General features: G+C 66.2%; 16 protein-coding genes. 6 read left to right on the plus strand and 10 right to left on the minus strand.

Going from position 1 to position 19217, the window contains the following annotated elements; genetic code table 11:
- Positions 1-16 precede the first annotated feature (16 nt).
- Positions 17-742: a hypothetical protein gene (locus J8I33_RS03370; RefSeq protein WP_209933154.1), complete on the minus strand. Its 726-nt coding sequence runs from the start codon at positions 740-742 to the stop codon at positions 17-19.
- A gap of 501 nt (positions 743-1243) precedes the next feature.
- Between J8I33_RS03370 and J8I33_RS03375 the strand changes: the two genes are divergently transcribed.
- Positions 1244-2536 carry an MFS transporter gene (locus J8I33_RS03375; protein ID WP_050018104.1) on the plus strand — a complete coding sequence of 431 codons (1293 nt, stop codon included), beginning with the start codon at positions 1244-1246 and terminating at the stop codon, positions 2534-2536.
- Positions 2537-2614: 78 nt separating this feature from the next.
- Here J8I33_RS03375 and J8I33_RS03380 read toward each other — a convergent pair whose 3' ends face one another.
- Positions 2615-3718, minus strand: a complete 1104-nt coding sequence (locus tag J8I33_RS03380; RefSeq protein WP_050018094.1) for a LacI family DNA-binding transcriptional regulator — start codon at positions 3716-3718, stop codon at positions 2615-2617.
- 71 nt (positions 3719-3789) lie between these two features.
- Between J8I33_RS03380 and J8I33_RS03385 the strand changes: the two genes are divergently transcribed.
- On the plus strand, positions 3790-4626 hold the full coding sequence (locus tag J8I33_RS03385; RefSeq protein WP_209933160.1) for an NAD(P)-dependent oxidoreductase: 837 nt from the start codon (positions 3790-3792) through the stop codon (positions 4624-4626).
- Positions 4627-4645: 19 nt separating this feature from the next.
- On the opposite strand, the gene J8I33_RS03390 is transcribed toward J8I33_RS03385, so the two are convergent.
- Together J8I33_RS03390 and J8I33_RS03395 are read right to left on the minus strand one after the other, a co-directional pair.
- Positions 4646-4966, minus strand: coding sequence for a DUF1330 domain-containing protein (locus J8I33_RS03390; protein WP_050018096.1), 321 nt, complete (start codon positions 4964-4966; stop codon positions 4646-4648).
- Between the two features lie 178 nt (positions 4967-5144).
- The gene (locus tag J8I33_RS03395; RefSeq protein ID WP_209924554.1) at positions 5145-5603 is read right to left on the minus strand and encodes a MerR family transcriptional regulator; all 459 of its coding nucleotides are present in this window, start codon (positions 5601-5603) and stop codon (positions 5145-5147) included.
- Positions 5604-5681: 78 nt separating this feature from the next.
- Between J8I33_RS03395 and J8I33_RS03400 the strand changes: the two genes are divergently transcribed.
- Positions 5682-6914: an NADH:flavin oxidoreductase/NADH oxidase family protein gene (locus J8I33_RS03400; RefSeq protein WP_209933166.1), complete on the plus strand. Its 1233-nt coding sequence runs from the start codon at positions 5682-5684 to the stop codon at positions 6912-6914.
- An 82-nt stretch (positions 6915-6996) separates the two neighbouring features.
- Here the strand turns inward: J8I33_RS03400 and J8I33_RS03405 are convergent, their stop codons facing one another.
- From J8I33_RS03405 to J8I33_RS03420, 4 genes are all read right to left on the minus strand, one after another.
- Positions 6997-9120: a TonB-dependent receptor gene (locus tag J8I33_RS03405; RefSeq protein ID WP_209933168.1), complete on the minus strand. Its 2124-nt coding sequence runs from the start codon at positions 9118-9120 to the stop codon at positions 6997-6999.
- A 40-nt stretch (positions 9121-9160) separates the two neighbouring features.
- Complete coding sequence (locus tag J8I33_RS03410; protein ID WP_209933172.1) at positions 9161-10630, minus strand: PepSY domain-containing protein; 1470 nt, start codon at positions 10628-10630, stop codon at positions 9161-9163.
- A 242-nt stretch (positions 10631-10872) separates the two neighbouring features.
- The gene (locus J8I33_RS03415) at positions 10873-11358 is read right to left on the minus strand and encodes a DUF2946 family protein (protein WP_089488997.1); all 486 of its coding nucleotides are present in this window, start codon (positions 11356-11358) and stop codon (positions 10873-10875) included.
- A 122-nt stretch (positions 11359-11480) separates the two neighbouring features.
- The gene (locus J8I33_RS03420; RefSeq protein WP_050018102.1) at positions 11481-11804 is read right to left on the minus strand and encodes a hypothetical protein; all 324 of its coding nucleotides are present in this window, start codon (positions 11802-11804) and stop codon (positions 11481-11483) included.
- A 590-nt stretch (positions 11805-12394) separates the two neighbouring features.
- Here J8I33_RS03420 and J8I33_RS03425 point away from each other — a divergent pair.
- On the plus strand, positions 12395-13027 hold the full coding sequence (locus J8I33_RS03425) for a LysE family translocator (RefSeq protein WP_204384040.1): 633 nt from the start codon (positions 12395-12397) through the stop codon (positions 13025-13027).
- Positions 13028-13096: 69 nt separating this feature from the next.
- Here J8I33_RS03425 and J8I33_RS03430 read toward each other — a convergent pair whose 3' ends face one another.
- On the minus strand, positions 13097-14725 hold the full coding sequence (locus tag J8I33_RS03430; RefSeq protein WP_050017283.1) for an NADP-dependent glyceraldehyde-3-phosphate dehydrogenase: 1629 nt from the start codon (positions 14723-14725) through the stop codon (positions 13097-13099).
- Positions 14726-15540: 815 nt separating this feature from the next.
- Between J8I33_RS03430 and J8I33_RS03435 the strand changes: the two genes are divergently transcribed.
- Both J8I33_RS03435 and J8I33_RS03440 read left to right on the plus strand, forming a co-directional pair.
- Positions 15541-17670 carry a TonB-dependent siderophore receptor gene (locus J8I33_RS03435; RefSeq protein WP_050017282.1) on the plus strand — a complete coding sequence of 710 codons (2130 nt, stop codon included), beginning with the start codon at positions 15541-15543 and terminating at the stop codon, positions 17668-17670.
- 87 nt (positions 17671-17757) lie between these two features.
- Positions 17758-18219 (plus strand): hypothetical protein, encoded by a 462-nt coding sequence (locus J8I33_RS03440; RefSeq protein ID WP_050017290.1) that lies wholly within the window; start codon positions 17758-17760, stop codon positions 18217-18219.
- 19 nt (positions 18220-18238) lie between these two features.
- Here J8I33_RS03440 and J8I33_RS03445 read toward each other — a convergent pair whose 3' ends face one another.
- Positions 18239-19195, minus strand: coding sequence for a LysR family transcriptional regulator (locus J8I33_RS03445; RefSeq protein WP_124594199.1), 957 nt, complete (start codon positions 19193-19195; stop codon positions 18239-18241).
- Positions 19196-19217: the final 22 nt, after the last annotated feature.

Below are 19217 nucleotides of genomic sequence, written 5' to 3' on the forward strand. Positions count from 1 at the left end.
GGCGCTACATCAGGCCCTAGAACAAGAGCAGGCCAAAGCTTGTTGTTGCGAAAAGGATAAGGGCTAGGCCAACAAACGCCTTTCGCGGTGCGACCGTATGAATTAATCTTGCCGCGGCAACCGGAAGCAAGACAAATGCGGCAGAAAGAAATGCAGCCGGCGCAGCAAGCAACCACGTGAGTATGTAGTAAATCAGAAAGAATGTCGTGAAAATGAGAGAAAGACATCCTCCAATTGCAATGGGATTGGTTAGGTGCGGAACATGCAAGCCGAGAGGAATGGAAATTTTGTAGAGAGGTTGGGTAAGGGCTGTCAAAAATGGGGTTTCGAAGAATGTATCGAATATTCCTAGAATAACCGGGCCAAATATCATCAACCCCACCTGAGGCCGTATGCCAGTGAGCGCATTCTTGTGATCGATACACCATTTTATCGAGAACCAGCCGAACATGCTTACCATGCCGATGCTTGACAGATAGCCAGCTAGTAATCGGTTTGGTCCGACAATTTTTGGGAGAATAAAGAAACAGGCTATCGATATTATCGAGATATATCGATAGAATTTTCTCAATGCATTCAAGCCCTCTCTTACTTTGATATCTTTCAGGCGGGCATTGAAGCTTCCATAGCCATCTTCAAGGTGAGCAACGAAATCATTGATCTTCTGATTCTGGCGTGCCATGTCGCCCGCTAAATAGAAGCAGGAGAGAACCTGAACGCAGGTTATCAAGAATTTGAGCATGGTGGAAATATTATGTTGTTGTGATGTTCAGGGCTGAGGTCGCAGATGAGTATACTTGATTGGTTGATGTTTTTGTGTCGATTGATATGGGAAAGAATAATAATTGATCGACAAGGAGAATCAATAAATTGCGCTCCGGCCCGACATGCCGAGCATGCGGCATTTGCGTGTCAGACCGGCCTTCGCGTTTTACGAATCGCAATTGTCCAGGAGTTGTGTGCCCGAGCCGCAGGTTGCCGCCAGTCGCAGTCCGTGTCCCGGAAAACGATTGATTCCCCGTACGAAACAGTCGTCTCTTTTGCCGCGACCAATTTGAGATGACTCATCGAAATCCCCGACTGACACGGTACCGGCACGCGGCCTATCCTTTGAAAAACGTTTTCCAGATTGGTTGGTGAAAAGGGCCCGTGCGTCAGCGCGTGGGCCGTTCGCCCCGGCGCCGGTCGCCGGTCAACGAACTTCGTGCGGCGCGACGGGCGCGACCGCGCATCGGAGACATTCATGCCTTCTGCCGTCGTCGGCGCGGTGCGCGCGGCCGCCAGCCGCTACCGCTGGACCGTTTGTGCGCTGCTGTTTTTCGCGACCGTCATCAACTACATGGATCGGCAGATCCTCGGCCTGCTCGCGCCGATGCTGCAGCACGACATCGGCTGGAGCCAGGTGCAGTACGGCCGCATCGTGATGGCGTTTTCGGCGTTCTATGCGCTGGGTCTGCTCGGCTTCGGGCGCATCGTCGACTGGCTCGGCACGCGCGTGTCGTACGCGGTTGCGATGCTGGTATGGAGCATCGCCGCGATGCTACACGCGGCGGTCGGCTCGGTGACGGGCTTCGCGGCCGTGCGCGCGCTGCTCGGGATCGGCGAGGGCGGCAACTTCCCGGCCGCGATCAAGACGACGGCCGAATGGTTTCCGCGCCGCGAACGCGCGCTCGCGACCGGCATCTTCAACTCGGGCGCGAACATCGGCGCGGTGTTCGCGCCGGCGATCATCCCGGCGATCGCGGTGGCCTACGGCTGGCGCGCGGCGTTCGTGATCATCGGCGCGATCGGCATCGTGTGGCTCGCGGTGTGGCTGGTGATGTATCGCACGGCCGACACGCGCGCGCTCGCCGCGGAATACGACGAGCCGCGCGACGAAGCCGAGGCGCTCGACGCGGCGAACGCGAACGCCGGCGCGCCACGCTGGGGCGAACTGATCCGCAAGCGCGAGACGTGGGCCTTCCTGGTCGGCAAGTTCCTGACCGATCCGGTGTGGTGGTTCTACCTGTTCTGGCTGCCGAAGTGGCTGAACGAGTCGCGCGGGATGGACATGCAGCACATCGGTTTGCCGCTCGTCTGCATCTATGCGCTGACGACGGTCGGCAGCATCGGCGGCGGCTGGCTGTCGTCGATGCTGCTGCGCGCGGGCTGGAGCGTGAACCGGGCGCGCAAGACGGCGATGCTGATCTGCGCATGCTGCGTGCTGCCGATCGCGTTCGTGTCGCAGGTGCAGAGCCTGTGGATCGCGGTGCTGATCGTCGGTCTCGCCGCGGCCGCGCACCAGGGCTGGTCGGCGAACCTGTTCACGACCGCGTCCGACCTGTTCCCGCGCCGTGCGGTCGCGTCGGTGGTCGGCATCGGCGGGATGGCCGGCTCGATCGGCGGCGTGCTGTTCTCGGAAGTGATCGGCCAGGTGCTGCAGCGCACCGGCCACTACTGGGTGCTGTTCGCGATCGGCGCGTCGGCCTACCTGATCGCGCTGGCCGTGATGCACGTGCTCACGCCGAAGATGAAGCCCGCGAAACTCGATGCGTGATGGCGTATCGGCCAAGCGACAACGCCGCCTTCGGGGCGGCGTTTTCAGTTCGGGGACGTGACGCGCGTCGCGATCGCGTCAGCCGGCCGACGCCGTCGACGCGCGCATGATCAACCGCGGCTCGAACGTCGAATAGCTCGCGTCGGTGCGCCCGGCGAGCGCGTCGATCAGCTTCTGCATCGCGAGCTCGCCCATGTTCTCGCTCTGGATGTCGACGGTCGTCAGCGCGGGCGCCGCGTATTCGCCGTACGGCACGTTGTCGATGCCGGCCACCGACACGTCCTGCGGCAGCCGGAAGCCGAGCGACGCGGCTTCCTTCATGAAGCCGAGCGCGATCAGGTCGTTGTAGCAGATCACGGCCTGCGGGCGCTGCGGCCCGAGCATCACGCGGGAGCACGCGCGCTCGCCGGCCTCGGCGGTCGGCGCGTGCGCGTCGTGCACGTCGAGCGTGAGCCCCGCTTCGGCGAGGCAGTCGCGCGCGCCCTGGATCCGTTCGTCGTTCACGCGCGCGGTGCCGAAGCCGAGATACGCGATGCGCGTATGGCCGAGATTGAGCAGGTGGCGCGCGAGCATGTAGGTCGACAGCCGGTTGTCGATGCCGACGCTCGGAATCGGCAGGCCGGGGCTGCGGCGCAGCAGCACGAGCGGCTTGTTGAGGTCGAGCATCCAGCCGGCTTCGTCGTCGGGCATCCGCGTGCTGACGATCAGCCCGTCGACGCGCTGCGCGAGCGCCTCGATCAGCGAGCGTTCGCGCGCCTGGCTCTCTTCGGTATCGACGAGCAGCAGCGTGTAGTCGTGCTGCAGCGCGACGCGGTTCGCGCCTTTCACGACGTTCGTGAAGTGCGGGTTGCTGATGTCGAGGATCACGAGGCCGATGGTGCGCGTGCGGCCGGTGATCATCGAGCGCGCGAGCGGGTTCGACCGGTAGCCGAGCCGCTCGATCGCCTCCTTCAGCCGTGCCTCGACGGTCGGCGAGAAGCGCTGCGTGCCGTTCACGTACTTCGATACCGTCGCGACCGACACGCCGGCTTCCGCGGCCACGTCGCGGATCGTCGAGGAAACTTTTTTCATGCGAAGGGTAACGTTTTCGTTCGATAACGCCCGATTGTGGCAGAAAAAGCCGGCGCGCAGATCGCAGCCGATATCGGGAAAGTGCGGATGGCTGCGAGCAGCTTCGACCATTGACGCTCGGCGTCGCGTCCGCGTATAGTTGGAAAACGTTTTCCGTCTTAGGTCAGATCCAAGGAGATTCGATGAACGCCTCATCCCCCGCCGCGCGCAAACCGTTCGGCCGCCTGCTGCTGACGGGCGCGGCCGGCAACCTCGGCCGCCAGTTGCGCGGCGCGCTCGCCGACTGGGCCGACGTCGTGCGCGTCAGCGACATCGCGACGCTCGGCGACGCGGCCGCGCATGAAGAGCTCCGCGTGGTCGACCTGGCCGACCGGCCGGCCGTGATGGATCTCGTCGACGGCGTGGACGCGATCGTCCACCTCGGTGGCATTTCGGTCGATGCGCCGTTCGACGATCTGGTCGGCGCGAACATCACCGGCACGTACAACCTGTACGAAGCCGCGCGCAAGCACGGCGTGAAGCGCGTCGTGTTCGCGAGCTCGAACCATGCGATCGGTTTCCATCCGGTCACCGACGTGCTCGACGCCGATGCGCCGCTGCGGCCCGACAGCCTGTACGGCGTGACGAAGTGCTTCGGCGAATCGCTGTCGCGCTACTACTTCGACCGCTTCGGGATCGAGACGGTGTGCCTGCGGATCGGGTCGTCGTTCGAGGTGCCGAAGAACCCGCGCATGCTCGTCACGTTTCTCAGCTATCGCGACTTCATCGAGCTCGTGCGCTGCTCGCTGCTGACGAACCGCGTCGGGCACGCGATCGTCTACGGCGCGTCGGACAACCCGGTGAAGTGGTGGGACAACACGAAGGTCGGCTTCCTCGGCTTCCGCCCGCGCGACAGTTCCGAGCAGTTCGCCGGGCTGTTTCCGGTGACGGCGCCGACCGCCGAGTACGACGATCCCGCGCAGCGGTTCCAGGGCGGCGGGTTCGTCGTCGGCGAGCCGATGGAGCGGAAGGCGTCGTAAGCATCGTCGGCGTCGAGCCTCAACGCAGAATGTCGGTCGCCTTGTGCCGCTCGTCGACGCCGTCGATCAGGATCAACGGGCCGCTCGCGTGCCGTGCGCGCAGCGGCTGGATCTGCCGGTACGCATCCGATTCGTACCATTCGCGCGCGGTGTCGAGATCGGGAAACGCGATCGCGATCAGGTCGCCGCGCCACACGCCTTCGCGCACTTCGGGCCGTGCGCCGTGAATCACGAAATGGCCGTCGTACGGCGCGAGCGTGCCATCGATCCGTTCGAGGTACTCGACGATGTCGTCGCACATGTCGACGTCATGCAGGTGGGCGATGGCGTAGGCGGTCATGGCAGGCTCCTTGTCGGGATGCGGTTCGAGAGTCGATGGAGCCATGATCGCGGCGCGCGCGGCGCGCGTCGATTACCTGCGACGTAAGCAAATCGCGACGACCGCGTTACATCGTGCTTCAGGCCGCGTCGCGCATGGATCGACGGGACGGTGCCGTGCAATTCCGCATCGCAATCGATCACGCCCGCTTGCGCGCCGGCCGCACGACGGGCAAGGGCTCCAGCGGCTCGGCAGCCTGCTCGCACAGCCGATCGAGCATCCGCTGCGCGGCACCCGCGCAATCCTCGCCGGCCGGCTTGTTCTCGATCTCGTCGATCAGCGCTTCCAGATGCTGCCGGTTCTGCGCGAGACGCCGTTCGAGCAGCGCGATTTCGTCGACCTTGTGCCGCAGCGCGACCAGCAGCTGATCGTGCGGCCATGCGCCGAGATCCGGCGGCAGCACCGCACGGATCTCGTCGAGCGAGAAGCCCGCGCCCTGCGCGCGGTCGATGATCGCGAGCCGCGTCAACGCTTCCGGACCGTACTCGCGATAGCCGTTCGCCTGCCGGCGGGCCGGCTCGAGCAGGCCGCTCGCCTCGTAGAAGCGGATGCGCGACGCCGCGAGGCCGCTCGCCTTCGCCAGTTCGCCGATTTTCATGGTGGGCTCCAAAAGGGCTTGACCTTAAAGTTGACTTTAAAGTTATCGTGGGCCATCGTCAATCGAGGACCTGCCACCATGAATCTGTTTGCGCCCCTCACACTGCCCAACGGGGCGGTGATTCCGAACCGTCTGGCCAAGGCCGCGATGGAAGAAAACATGGCCGATGCGGACCACGCACCGTCCGACGCGTTGCTGCGCCTGTACCAGGCGTGGGCCGACGGTCAGGTCGGGCTGATCCTGACCGGCAACGTGATGGTGGACGGCCGCGCGATGACGGGACCGAACGGCGTCGTGCTCGAAAGCGACGCGCATCTCGACCGATTCCGTCGCTGGGCGCAGATCGCGCGCTCGGGCGGCGCGCACGTATGGATGCAGATCAATCACCCGGGGCGGCAGATGCAGGCGGCGCTCGGCCAGACGACGCTCGCGCCGTCGGCCGTGCCGCTTGCGATGGGGGCGCTGTCGAAGCAGTTTCCGGTGCCGAAGGAAATGACGGCAGCCGATATCGCCGACGTGCAGCAGCGCTTCGTGCGCGCCGCGCAGCTCGCGGAGCAAAGCGGTTTCACCGGCGTGCAGGTGCACGCGGCGCACGGCTATCTGCTGAGCCAGTTCCTGTCGCCGCTGACGAACCGCCGACAGGATCAATGGGGCGGCAGCATCGAGAATCGCGCGCGCCTGCTGCTCGATATCGTGAAGGCGGTGCGCGCGACGGTGTCGCCGGCATTCGTCGTCGCGGTGAAGCTGAACTCGGCCGATTTCCAGCGCGGCGGTTTCAGCGCGGACGACGCGAAGCGCGTGGTCGAACTGCTGAATCCGCTCGGCGTCGATCTCGTCGAACTGTCGGGCGGCAGCTATGAAGTGCCGGCGATGCAGGGCGAGGCGCGCGACGGGCGCACGCTCGCGCGCGAAGCGTATTTCCTCGAATTCGCGCGCGACATCACGGCCGTCGCGCGGATGCCGCTGATGGTTACGGGCGGTATTCGGCGCCGCGCGGTGGCCGAGCAGGTGGTGGACAGCGGCGTGGCGATGGTCGGCATCGCGACCGCGCTGTCGATCGACCCGAACCTGCCGCGCGACTGGCGCGCCGGCAAGGACAGCGCGCCGGTGCTGCAGCCGATCCGCTGGAAGAACAAGGCGCTGGGCGCGCTGGCGAACATGGCCGTCGTCAAGTTCCAGCTCGCGCGATTGAGCGAAGGGCGCCGCACGCACCCGCAGGTGTCGCCGCTGCGTGCGCTGGTGCGGCAGCAACTGGCCGCGCAATGCCAGACGCGGCGCTACCGGAAGTGGATGGCGGGCCCGCGTGCGTGACGGGCGCGGGCGGGCTGGCAGCGGCGCGACCGGACACTGACCGGCCCGCCGCCGCGCACCCGTTGCGCGCCGGCGCGCCGCATCAGAACCGGTAGTTCGCCAGCACCTCGAACCGCCGGTCGTTGCCGAGCAGATACTGCGTTTCGTTGTAGTACGCGGACTGCACGTAGCGGCGATTGAACACGTTGTACGCGCGGGCGGTGATCGTCGTGTCCTTGCGCGGCTTCCATGCGAGGCCGAGATCGACGGTCGTGTACGACGGCATCACGAGCTGGTTCGCGGTATCGGCGAACCGCTTGCCGACGTATTTCACGCCTGCGATACCCGTCCAGTCTGGCGCAAAGCGCCAGCTCACCCACAGGTTCGCGAGCCGCTGCGGCACCGACACCGGCACGTTGCCCGCGCGCGACACGGCCGTGCCGCCGGACGACTGCTGGAAATCGTCGTATTTCGCGCGCAGGATCGACACGTTCGCATCGACGCGCCAGTCCTTCGCGATCTCCGCGCCGACCGTCGCCTCGAGCCCGCGCGACGACTGCTGGCCGACCTGGATCGACTGGTTCGGGTTCACCGGGTCGGCCGTCAGCAGGTTGCGCTTCACGATCCGGTACGCGGCGAGCGTCCATTCCGCCTTGCCGTCGAGGAACGACTGCTTCACGCCGATCTCGATCTGCCGGCCGGTCGCGAGCGTGAAGTTCGCCTTCGACGCATTCAGCGACAGCAGCGAGCTGACCGGATCGGCCGCGACCGAATACTGGCCGTACACGGCGAGGCCGGGCTGCACGTCGTACACGGTGCCGATGCGCCAGCCGGTGTTCGCGAACACCTTCGTGAACGCGCCGCCGTTCACGAGATCGTCGCGGTTCACGCTCGCGTGGTCGTAGCGCAGCCCGCCGATCACCGACCAGCGCGGCGTGATCTCGAGCCGGTTCTCCGCGAACAGCGCGTACTGGTTCGACTGGCTGCGGTACTTCGGAAACGTGCCGGCCGTATTGATGAAGCTGCCCGGATCGAAGTCGAACGGATCGACCGTCGACGTGCCCGCATACGGCGAGTTGTTGTCGTGCTGGAACGTCGTGTGGTTGAACTCGACGCCCGCCGAAAACGTGTTGCGCATGCCGAACAGCGCGCCGCCGACGGTGGCCGTCGTCACGTTGCCGTATTGCTCCTGGTCGTGAAAGATCTCGGTGTAGCTGCTGCGCCGGACTTGCGCGCTCGATGGCAGGTACGTGTAGTACTCCGCATCCTTCCAGTGACGGTTGCTCTTCATCCGGTAGAGCGTGCTCGTCACGTTCAGGCTGTCGCTCGGCTGCCAGTTCGCCGAGACGGTCGCCCAACTGTCGCGGAACGCGATGTCGGCGTCGCCCACGTTGTAGTTCTTCTTGTCGAGCCCGCGATCGCGCGCACCGTTGACGAGCGGCACGCCGAAGTACTGCATCGGATGCATGAAGCCCTGCGCGTACGACGCCGTCACGAACAGGTCGGGCGTCACGTCGTAACGCAGCGCGCCGGAGACCGACAGGTTGCGCGAATTGCCGTGATCGACCCAGTTCGACGATCGGTTGCCGCTGATGTCGAAGCGGTACGACAGCCTGTCGTTGATCGCGCCGCCGCTGCCGAACGCGGCCCGCGCGGTGCCTTCGGTGCCGCCGCCGACCTGCAGTTCGTTGCGGATCGGCGTGCGTGTCGGCTTCTTCGGGACGATGTTGATCACGCCGCCGATCGCGCCTTCGCCGTAGATCACCGAAGCGGGGCCGCGCAGCACGTCGATATGGTCGACCGACCACGTGTCGAACGGGAACGTGACGCCGATCGCGCCGTACGGGCGCACGCCGTCGTAGAGCTGCGTGACCGACGACGCGCCGACGAAGCCGCGCGCGGCGAGCTCCGAGTTGCCGTTGCCGGGATGCGGCGACGCGCTGATGCCGGCGGCGCGGCTCACGGCGTCGATGATCGAACGGTCGCCGCGCGTGTCGAGTGTCGCGCGGCTGATCTGCTCGACGCTCGCGGGCGTTTCGAGCGACGACAGCCCGAGATGGCTGCCGGTGTCGAGCGGTTGCATCAGCGCGGGCGCCTTCTGCGCGTCGACGCGAATCGGTGCGAGCGTGGCGCCGCTGCCGTCGACGCCGTTTTCCTGTGCGTGTGCGTGCCCGGCCGGCGACAGCGCCGCGAGCACGGCAGCAGGCAGCATCAATCTGAACTTCATTGCTTCGGTTTCCTTCGAATGGGGGAAGCGCTTGCGTCGGTCACGCCGCGGCGCGTGCCGCGCGGCCGAACAGCAGCCGGTCGAGCAACCAGACCGCGACGATCGTCAGCCCCATCAACGGGAACACGATGCCGAGCAGCACGAGCCCGGCGATCCAGCCGCGCATCGGCGGCGCGCCGCGTTCGCGCGACGGTGCGCCCAGCGTCCGGGCCGGGCGGCGCTTCCACCACATCACGGTGCCCGTGACGGCCATCGCGGCCAGCCCGAGCGACAGCACCGCGCAGAGGATCTGGTTCGCGAGCCCGAAATAACGGCCCATGTGCAGCGACGTGCCGTACGACACCGCGCGCGATACCGCGCCGTAGTCGTCATAGCGGATGTCCTTCAGCACGGCGCCGCTGTACTGGTCGACGTAGATCGTGCGTTCCGCCTTCGGGTCGGCCGGAAAGTACGACGCGGTGAACACGCCGTCCGCGCCGGCCGGCAGCGCGAGCGTGTAGCCGCTCGTCACGCCGAGCCCGGCGACGATCGCGATCGCGCGGCCTAGCGGCAGCGGCGCGGGCGTCGGCGCGGACGTTGAATGCGGGACGGGCACGTTGCCGACCGCCCACGGCGTTTGCGGCAACGGCAAGTCGTCCATCACCATCCCGGGCATCGATTCGTCCGATTCGTGGTGATGGCCGGACGGGATGGCGGCCGGCGCACGCGCAGTGTCGGCCACCGCGGCGGCGCCCGGGCGCGTCGAGCGCACCGACGCACCGCCCCACGCGCCTTCCGGCGCGCCGAGGTTCACGGTCGCGGCGAGCGCCTTGAAGTTCTTGCCCCACGAGCCCGACCACGGCAGCCCGGACAGGATGAACGCGATCGTGCCGGCCGCGAGCCAGATGCCGGCCGTCGCGTGAATGCTCTTCCACAGCGGCCGGCCGCGCAGCGACAGGTCGGGCTGCAGCGCGCGCCCGACGCGTGCCGCGCCGCGCGGCCACCACAGCGCGATGCCCGTGCCGATCATCACGAGGGTCCAGCAGGCGGCGAGTTCCATCAGCAACTCGCCGGTCTTGCCGAGCAGCAGCTTGCGATGCAACATCCGGTCGACCTGCATGAAGCGGTTCTCGACGCTCAGCGTGCCGAGCACGCGGCCGTCGTACGGGTTCACGTACACGCTCTCGCGGCTGCCGTCGCGCAACCGGAAAACGTACTCGGCGCTGCGGTCCGGCGCGGCGGAGACTTGCACGGAAACCGGCGTCGCGCCGGCCGGCATCGCGGTGCGGGCGCGAGCGAGCAGCGTGTCGGCATCGAGCCGCGGCGTCGCGCGCGGTTCGACGACCAGCCGGTGCGGATACAGCAGCGGCTCGATCTGCGGCTGGAAGCAGTAGAGCGTGCCCGTGATCGCGAGGATCACGAGGAACGGCATCACGAACAGGCCGGCATAGAAATGCCAGCGCCAGAGCGTCCGGTAACCGGCGCTGGCGGAACGGGCGGGCGAGATGGCCCTATCGACGATGGTCGACATGGTATGAACTCCTCGGGTTCGTCGAGCGGCGGGGCCGGCGCGGGCCGGCGGCCGTCAACGTGCGTCGCACCCGCGTGCATGCGTCGGCGCGGCAGGCGGCACCGCGCGCTGCGCAAACGGGGCGCAGGGCGGCGTCGCCCGCGCGACGCGGGCATGCGGGTGAACGCGTGAATCAGGTCGGGCGAAACGAACGGCGTGAACGCGCATGCACGGCGACGTGCATGCGTCACAGGACGGAACGTTCAGCAGAACCGGGGAGGCGCGCGGGAGGGCGGGCGATCGTCGAATATCGATCGCACGAAAGGAGGGCTGTAGAAGTGAACGCGGAAGCGCCGCGGCGCCGCCGCGGGAAACAGCAGCACCAGCAGCACGAACGACGCGAGCGCGGTGAACAGCGCGGCGCCGAATGCGCACAGGCCGTCGCCGTCGCCGGAGGACGCGGGCTTGTCGGCGTGCGCGTCATGCTTGAGTGCATCGACGAGCGCGAGCGCATCGTTGGCCGGCGTGATCGGCGCGCTCGCGTCGAAGCGGGCGGCCAGTGCGGCGCCGGCGACGATCAGCGGACCGCGGCCCGAACACAGCACCACCGAGCCCGCCTCCGGACCGTCCGGATCGAGCATCACGGCGCCCGACATCAGCGCGCGGGACAGCAGCGTCACGAGGAGCAACCCCCACAGCCACTGTCGCGCGACGCCTGGCCGGAGCAGGAAGCGGCGAAGTGCGTTCATGGCGCGCGATTGTACCGCCGTTTGCGCGCAGGAGCAGGCGGGCCGTGCGTGTGCGGAGGCGAATCGCGCCTGGCCGGCGTGGCCGCAAGGGACGTGCGCGGCCTCCGGTCCGTTGCGCCGGCTTACACCGGATACGCGTCGTCGACCTTCAGGTTCGCGAGCCGGAACAGCGTGCGCAGTGTCTGCGGATGAATGTCGCGATGCGCGGCGAGCGACGTCAGCATGAAGTCGAGCACCTTCGCGTAGCGCAGCAGCACGAGGCAGCGCGCGAGATCGGGCGTGCGGCCGCGCATGTCTTCGGCGAGCGTGACCATTTGCGTCGACAGCGTGTGCGCCATCTCGAGTTCCATCTGCTGTTTTTCGGTCCAGTCGGGCAGCGGCTGTTCGAGCACCTTCGCGAGGAAGAGCTGGAACGACGAATCGGACGAGTTGGGCTGCGCATCCATGGAGAGCCTCGTTGCGTGTGCATGTCGTACGGGCGGATCCGGGGAGCGCCCGAGGGTGAATTCATGTCCGCGCGGTAACGGGCGCGGCTTCTGCCCGAACGGAATGCAGATTCCGTACCAGCGCCGCCGCGCGATTGTTGAGTAATGTTGAGCCGCGATCCGGCATCGCGCGGCGAGTCCCGTCGGGACTGGATCGCGCAGGCGATCGAAGAGCGTGTCTATCGGCTGCAGGCAGACGGTATTGGACGCCGGAAGCGGTGCGACGATGCGAAATGCTTCACGGATGTAACGTAACGCGGGCATCGGGCGCGTCGCGCGTTTCTGCCGGCGAAAGGCCGCAACGGCGCGTGCCGGGTGGTTCGGCCACGCCCGTCGTGCGTTCGCCGACGGGAAACGACTGCATGGAGCGCCCGCCGCCGCATCGCGCGAACCGGCGGCGAATGCGCCAGTTGTTTCAAAACAGAGACGGTCCGGGCGTGGCGACTGGTTGCATGGCCACACAACTGGCCCAGCGAATTGCCGTGCAATTGTCCATGGGCAGACGGCGCAGGTTTGCCAACAATCTCCCGATCGTCTCCGCGAGCTTCGACATGAACGTCCACGCCTTCTTCTCCGCCAACCTGTTGCTTGCCTACACCGCGTATTTCATCGGCACGGCCAGTCCCGGGCCGAGCAATCTCGCGATCATGTCGGTCGCCGCGAACCAGGGCCGCAAGGCGGCGTTCGCGTTCGCGCTCGGCGTAATGTCGGGGTCGATGTTCTGGGCGACGGTGGCGGCGCTCGGCGTCTCGGCCGCGCTGCTCGCGTGGTCGAAGCTGCTGGTCGCGATCAAGGTGTTCGGCGGGCTGTACCTGCTGTGGCTCGCGTTCAAGTCGGCGCGCACGGCGTTGTCCGGCCCGCCGGCGGCAGCGGCGAACGCCGCGCGCGAGCAGCGGCTGTCGCGCTTCTACGTGCGCGGCGCGATGCTGCACCTGACCAATCCGAAGGCGATTCTCGTGTGGGTGTCGATCGTCGCGCTGTCGTCGAACGGCGCGGGCGGCGCGCACGGCGCCGTCGTGCCGGGCTGCCTCGCGATCGGCTGCCTGGTGTTCGGCGGCTATGCGCTGGTGTTCTCGATGGACGGTGCGCGCCGGTTGTACGTGCGCGGGCGGCGCGCGATGGAAGCGTGTCTGGCTGTCGTGTTCGGGGTGGCGGGGTTTCGGCTGTTGGCGACGAACGTCTAGCCGACATGTGCCGGCATCCCTCCGCCGCACCGACGTGCGACGGAGGCGCCGGCATCGATCAATACCGCTTCAGAAAATGAAGCCCGTATTGATGAACTTCGAGTGGTGATCCGACACGATCGAATCGAGCAGCTGCTTGCTGCTGTCGGTCTGCTTCGCCGCGACCATCGAGCGGATCGAGAACGCGCGCAGCGCATCGCTCACCGACAGCGTGCCTTCCGCCGAATCCTTGCGGCCCGCGAACGGGAACACGTCGGGCCCCCGCTGGCACTGGCAATTGATGTTCACGCGGCATACCTGGTTCACGAGCGGATCGACGAGCGCGCCGATCTGCGCGGGATCCGAACCGAAGATGCTGACCTGCTGGCCGTGTTCCGACGTCGTCACGTAGTCGAGCGCGGTGTCCACGTCGTCGAACGGCGCGACCGGAATGATCGGCCCGAACTGCTCCTCGCGGTACAGCTTCATCCCTTCGGACACCGGATACACGACGGCCGGGTAGAACAGCGTCTTGCTGAACTCGCCGCCCTGATGGTTGACGACCTGCGCGCCCAACGCCCTCGCGTCGTCGATCGCGTCGGTCATGTACGCGGTGCGATGCATGCCGGGCAACGGCGTGATGCTGACGCCCTTTTCCCACGGCATGCCGATCTTCAGCTGTTCGAGCGCGGCGGTGAAGCGCTTCAGGAATTCGTCGACGATCGAGCGATGCACGAGCAGCATCTTCAGCGCGGTACAGCGCTGGCCGTTGAACGACAGCGCGCCGAGCAGGCACTCCTTCACGGTGAGGTCGAGATCGGCGTCGGGCAGCACGATCGCCGCGTTCTTCGCGTCGAGGCCGAGGATCGCGCGCAGCCGGTGCGACTTCGGATGCTGCTTCTTCAGGTGATCGGCGACCTTGCTCGAGCCGATCAGCGCGAGCACGTTGATCTTGCCCGACGCGAGCATGTGCGGCACGACCACCGCGCCCGGCGCGTAGATCGTATTGATCACGCCCTTCGGGAACGCGTCGCGGAACGCTTCGAGCAGCGGCTCGAACAGCAGCGTGCCGTATTGCGGCGGCTTGAACACCACGGTATTGCCCATCAGCAGCGCGGGGATCAGCGTCGCGAAGGTTTCGTTCAGCGGATAGTTGTACGGGCCCATGCACAGCACGACGCCGAGCGGCGTGCGGCGGATCTGGCCGATCGTGCCTTCCGCGATCACGAAGCGCGAGTTCGCGTTGTCGAGCTCCTTCAGCGCGTCGATCGTCTGCGTCATGTACGTGACGGTGCGGTCGAACTCCTTCTGCGAATCGGCGAGGCTCTTGCCGATCTCCCACATGATCAGGTTCACGACGAGTTCGCGCTGCGCGACCATCCGCTTGATGAAGTCCTGCATGCACGCGATGCGCTGCTCGACCTTCATCGTCGGCCACTCGCCGCGGCCGGCGTCGTACGCGCGCACCGCGGCGTCGAGCGCCGCGTCGCTTTCCGTTTCGCCCATCACCGGGTAGCTGCCGATCTCGACCTGCTCGACGCTGCCATCCGCCTGCCGCACGCACACGGGCGACAGCACGGTCTTGGTCGCGCCGTCCCACGGTCGCAATTCGCCGTCGACGAGCGACACGCGCTGGTGAATCGGCGAAGCCAGCCGGAATTCGGCGGGGATGTCCTGTAATGCGGGAAACAGGTGCTGCAGGGAGGCGGAATCGGGCATGACGGTCTCGTTTGACGGGGTGTCCGGGAAGGACGGGCGATGCGAATCCTGAACGGAATGATCCTCGATCCTGAATCGGCATCATGACGCGCACGCGAGCGCGCGTCACGCACGAACATGGCCGATTCAACGAATGGAACCAGTTCCATTTAAAAGGAACGTGGCGACGAATGCAACACAGAGGGAATCGTGTCGCAATTACCGTAAGCATTTGGAAAGACTGTTGCCGAATCGCCGGTATAACAGCTTGAGTGCAACCGCAAACGTTTTACTTCGGCAGGATTGAGCGGATAATGGCCCGACGCGGTGAGGAAAAAAATGCAGTGAACCTGAGAGCAGACGTAGTGAAGAACAGAAGAAGATCCGCCGCGCCGCCGATGCGAGGTCGGCTGGCCGGAGCGCCGGGCCGGGGTTGCCCGGTCCGGCGCACACCGGACTATTGAATCCGTCCCGCCTGCTTGTCCCGATCCTTCGTGATCCTTCCCAGCTTCTCCGTCGCCCTCCCGAATCCCGCCTTTTACCGATCGTTGCCGCATGAGGCGACTGATCCAATGCTTTCTTTTTCATTGCGATTCGGGCCGCCAAATGGCCTGAATAGAAAGGCATTCGTCAGGAATGCGGGGCGCGATAAGCGTTCACGTTGCGGGCAGGCGACACGATGAAAATTAATTAAAAACACGAATCATTCTCGTTTATTATTTCGCCGCATTACGGGCCGTGACGGGGCGTCACGGCTTTTTTCGTGCCGGTTGCGCCGGCCGGCAGCGATACGCGCCGGCCGTTCGCCGTTTTCTTCACCCCCTTCCACGTTCACGATGAAACTCAACACGAGCGCGTGCCATGCGCTTCTGATCGCCACGTCGCTGGCCGGCGCCCGCACTTCGTTTGCGCAGGCGGCCGACGCCGCGGCGACCCTGCCCGCGATTTCCGTCAACGCGGCCGCCGAGCATGCGTCGTACGACGGCGGCCATTCGCGCGCGGCGACCAAGACCGACATGTCGCTGATGGACGTGCCGCAGACCGTGAACGTCGTGCCGCACGCGGTGATCGAGGATCAGAACGCGACGTCGCTGCAGGACGCGTTGCGCAACGTGCCGGGCGTCGGCTTCTCGGTCGGCGACGGCCAGCGCGACCAGATCACGATCCGCGGCTTCAACAGCATCACGGACCAGTACGTCGACGGCATTCGCGACGATGCGTTGTACTACCGCGACCTGTCGAACGTCGATCGCGTGGAGGTGCTGAAGGGGCCGGCGGCCGTGCTGTACGGGCGCGGCTCGGCGGGCGGCATCGTGAATCGCGTGCTGAAGCGGCCGCAGGCGAACCCGGTGAACGACGTGGGCGTGACGCTCGGCACGCGCGGCGAGCGGCGCGGCGAATTCGACCTCGGGTGGAACCCGAACGACGCGGCGCGCTTCCGCATGACCGGCGCGGCCGAGAATTCGAACAGCTTCCGCGACCAGTTCCAGCTCAACCGGCAGGCGATCGCGCCGTCCGCGCAGTTCAAGCTCGACCGCGACACGGTGCTGAACGTCGAATTCGACTACCTGCACGACCGCCGCACGTCCGACCAGGGAGTGCCCGCGTATCGCGGCCGGCCGGTCGACGTGCCGATCAACACGTACTACGGGTCGGCCGACGGGGTGAACAGTTCGTACAACGACGTCTCCGCGAAAAGCGCGACGGTGTCGCTCGATCACCGCTTCAACGATTCGCTGTCGTTCCACGGCGCGATCCGCGCGTACGACTTCTCGCTCGAGCGGAAGAACTACGTGAACTACGAGCCGATCAAGACTGCCGCGCACCCGGTCGTCACGCTCGACCAGTCGACGCGCCAGCGTACCGATCACGGCATCGACGGGCTGTTCGAACTCACGCAGAAGACGTCGCTGTTCGGCATGCGCCACGAGCTGCTGTACGGGCTGGAGCTGTCGCAGCAGCAGAAGTTCGACACGATCTACAGCGTGACGAAGGTCGCGACCTACGATCTCTTCAATCCGCAGCCGGTCGTCCTGCCCGGCGTGCCGACCGGCACGCGTGCGAAGACGAACGCGTCGACCGTCGTCGGGCTCGCGGGCGTCTACGCGCAGGACCTGATCTCGCTGACCGAACACTGGAAGGTGCTCGCGGGCCTGCGTTTCGACTACCTGAACCAGATCCGCCACGACTACACGTCGTCGAACGTCAATCTCGACCGTACCGATCATGCGTGGAGCCCGCGCGTCGGGCTGATCTACGAACCGCTCGACTGGCTCACGCTGTACGGGTCGTTCAGCCAGTCGTTCTCGCCGCTGGCCGACACGCTGATCAGTTCCGGCGCGTTCTCGAACGGCGCCGCGCTCGCGCCACAGAAGACCACCGCGTATGAAGTCGGCTCGCGCTTCGACCTCGGCGGCAAGGCGACGGCCAGCGTCGCGCTGTTCGACATGCGCCAGACCAACCAGCAGATCGGCGATCCGGCGAATCCCGGCTACGCGCTGCCGATCGGCACGCAGCACGTGCGCGGGATGGAGCTCGGCTTCACCGGCGAGATCGCGCCGAAGTGGTCGGTGTATGCGGGTTACGCGTACCTGAACGGCACGGTGGACGGTTCCGCGCAATCGACGGCGGCCGGCCTCGCGGTGTCGAGCAACACGCCGGGGCTGATGCCGCGCCACAGCGCGAACCTGTGGCTCAAGCGCGAGCTGCCATACGGCTTCTATGCGGCGGCCGGCATGCAGTTCCAGTCGGCGCGCTATACGTCGGCGAGCGATCTCGTCACGCTGCCGTCGTTCACGGTGTTCAACCTGGGCGCAGGCTATCGCAGCAAGAAGGTCGACGTGACGCTCACGCTCGACAACCTGTTCAATCGCCGCTACTTCATCTCCGCGCACGGCAACGCGGACCTGTACAACATGCCCGGCGATCCGCGCACGCTGACCGCCACGGTGAAGTGGCACATGTAACGCACGCGGTGCGCGACAATGCGGGTCTTCGTCACGATGATCCGCACTTCGCTGCCCATGATCCGCCCCGCGATTGATGTCTCGAGCATGACCGGCCGCGCCCGCGCGCTGTTTTTATCTTTGCTGGCGTGCGGCCCGCTCGCGGCCGGGGCGCAGACGATCCCGGCGGATGCCGAGCCGGCTTGCCATGCGATGCAGATCGACCGGACGATCACGCTGTCGGGGCGTTACGCGCTCGACTACGGCGACGAATCGATCGGGTCGGACGTGTGGTTCGAAGAGGACGACGCATCGGCGCGACGCTTGCCCGCCCGCTCGCAACGCGCGGGCGTGATCGTTTTCACGAACCAGCACGAGGCGAGACGCGGGCTACGGCTACCGGCCGTGCAACCCCGCGGCGTATGCCGGTTCGACGGGCGTGCGACGCTCGTGATCCGCGATCTGGAGACGGCGTGTCCCGGGCTGGAAACGCCCGATCGTGCGCGGCTGGTGAAGGTCGTGGCGGCCGACGTGCCGTCGCGACACGCATGCGCAGCCGCCGCGCGATGACGCCGGTGCGACGCCGCCGTTACTCGACGTCCTCGTCGTCTTCCTCATCTTCCGCATCGGCGTCGTGCGCATCGCGCTCCGGCGCCGCATACGCGCTCGCCTGTTCGAGCAGCCAGCTGCGGAACGATTCCAGCGGCTTGCTGTGGCTGAACTCGGTCGGATACACGAGGTAGTACGCCGAATCGCCGACGGTTGCCGCATCGCACGGCACGACGAGGCCGAGCTGCTGCAACTGTTCCTCGACGAAGAACTTCGGCACGAGCGCGACGCCGAGCCCGGCCGCGGCCGCGCTGATCAGCATCGTATGCAGTTCGTAGCGCACGCCCTGCATCGTGCGGATGTCCTCGACGCCGTGCGTCTCGAACCACTGCGCCCACGCGCCGGGGCGCGTCGTCGAGTGCAGCAGCGGATACGCGAGCAGATCCTCGACACGCTCGACCGGCCCGTTCAGCAGCGCGGGCGCGCAGATCGGCACGACTTCCTCGCCGAACAGGTAGTCGGACGACGTGCCGGGCCAGGTCGGCTTGCCGTAGTGGATCGCGGCTTCGAAGTGCGTGTCCTCGAACGAGAACAGGTCGGTGCGGCTGCCCATGTTCACGCGCACGTCCGGCGTGCGGTCGTAGAAGCTCTTGATGCGCGGAATCAGCCAGTGCGACGCGAAGGTCGGCAGCACCGCGAGTTCCAGGTAACCGCCGCCGCTGCCATGAGCGATGATCGACAGCGTGTCGCGGTCGAGCGCTTCCAGCGCGCGCCGCACCTGCGTGCCGTATAGCTTGCCGGCGCGCGTCAGCACGACGCGCTGCTTCACGCGCGCGAACAGCCGCACGCCGAGGCTCGCCTCCAGCGTCGCGATCTGCCGCGACACCGCGCTTTCGGTCAGGAACAGCTCCTTGGCCGCGTGCGTGAAGCTCTCGTGGCGGGCGGCGGCTTCGAAAGCCACGAGCGCGCCCATGTTGGGAATCTTGAATTTACGCATGATGTTCGATTCGTCTGACGAA

Source organism: Burkholderia sp. AcTa6-5 (assembly GCF_017815075.1).
Taxonomy (GTDB): domain Bacteria; phylum Pseudomonadota; class Gammaproteobacteria; order Burkholderiales; family Burkholderiaceae; genus Burkholderia; species Burkholderia sola.

What these genes read in the sequence shown, in the direction of transcription:
- J8I33_RS03395 (WP_209924554.1), bottom strand. Translation starts at nt 5,603, where the DNA reads ATGAAAATCGGCGAACTGGCGAAGGCGAGCGGCCTCGCGGCGTCGCGC.
- J8I33_RS03390 (WP_050018096.1), bottom strand. Translation starts at nt 4,966, where the DNA reads ATGACCGCCTACGCCATCGCCCACCTGCATGACGTCGACATGTGCGAC.
- J8I33_RS03370 (WP_209933154.1), bottom strand. Translation starts at nt 742, where the DNA reads ATGCTCAAATTCTTGATAACCTGCGTTCAGGTTCTCTCCTGCTTCTAT.
- J8I33_RS03425 (WP_204384040.1), top strand. Translation starts at nt 12,395, where the DNA reads ATGAACGTCCACGCCTTCTTCTCCGCCAACCTGTTGCTTGCCTACACC.
- J8I33_RS03380 (WP_050018094.1), bottom strand. Translation starts at nt 3,718, where the DNA reads ATGGTCGAAGCTGCTCGCAGCCATCCGCACTTTCCCGATATCGGCTGC.
- J8I33_RS03400 (WP_209933166.1), top strand. Translation starts at nt 5,682, where the DNA reads ATGAATCTGTTTGCGCCCCTCACACTGCCCAACGGGGCGGTGATTCCG.
- J8I33_RS03405 (WP_209933168.1), bottom strand. Translation starts at nt 9,120, where the DNA reads ATGAAGTTCAGATTGATGCTGCCTGCTGCCGTGCTCGCGGCGCTGTCG.
- J8I33_RS03420 (WP_050018102.1), bottom strand. Translation starts at nt 11,804, where the DNA reads ATGGATGCGCAGCCCAACTCGTCCGATTCGTCGTTCCAGCTCTTCCTC.
- J8I33_RS03440 (WP_050017290.1), top strand. Translation starts at nt 17,758, where the DNA reads ATGACCGGCCGCGCCCGCGCGCTGTTTTTATCTTTGCTGGCGTGCGGC.
- J8I33_RS03430 (WP_050017283.1), bottom strand. Translation starts at nt 14,725, where the DNA reads ATGCCCGATTCCGCCTCCCTGCAGCACCTGTTTCCCGCATTACAGGAC.
- J8I33_RS03435 (WP_050017282.1), top strand. Translation starts at nt 15,541, where the DNA reads ATGAAACTCAACACGAGCGCGTGCCATGCGCTTCTGATCGCCACGTCG.
- J8I33_RS03415 (WP_089488997.1), bottom strand. Translation starts at nt 11,358, where the DNA reads ATGAACGCACTTCGCCGCTTCCTGCTCCGGCCAGGCGTCGCGCGACAG.
- J8I33_RS03445 (WP_124594199.1), bottom strand. Translation starts at nt 19,195, where the DNA reads ATGCGTAAATTCAAGATTCCCAACATGGGCGCGCTCGTGGCTTTCGAA.
- J8I33_RS03375 (WP_050018104.1), top strand. Translation starts at nt 1,244, where the DNA reads ATGCCTTCTGCCGTCGTCGGCGCGGTGCGCGCGGCCGCCAGCCGCTAC.
- J8I33_RS03410 (WP_209933172.1), bottom strand. Translation starts at nt 10,630, where the DNA reads ATGTCGACCATCGTCGATAGGGCCATCTCGCCCGCCCGTTCCGCCAGC.
- J8I33_RS03385 (WP_209933160.1), top strand. Translation starts at nt 3,790, where the DNA reads ATGAACGCCTCATCCCCCGCCGCGCGCAAACCGTTCGGCCGCCTGCTG.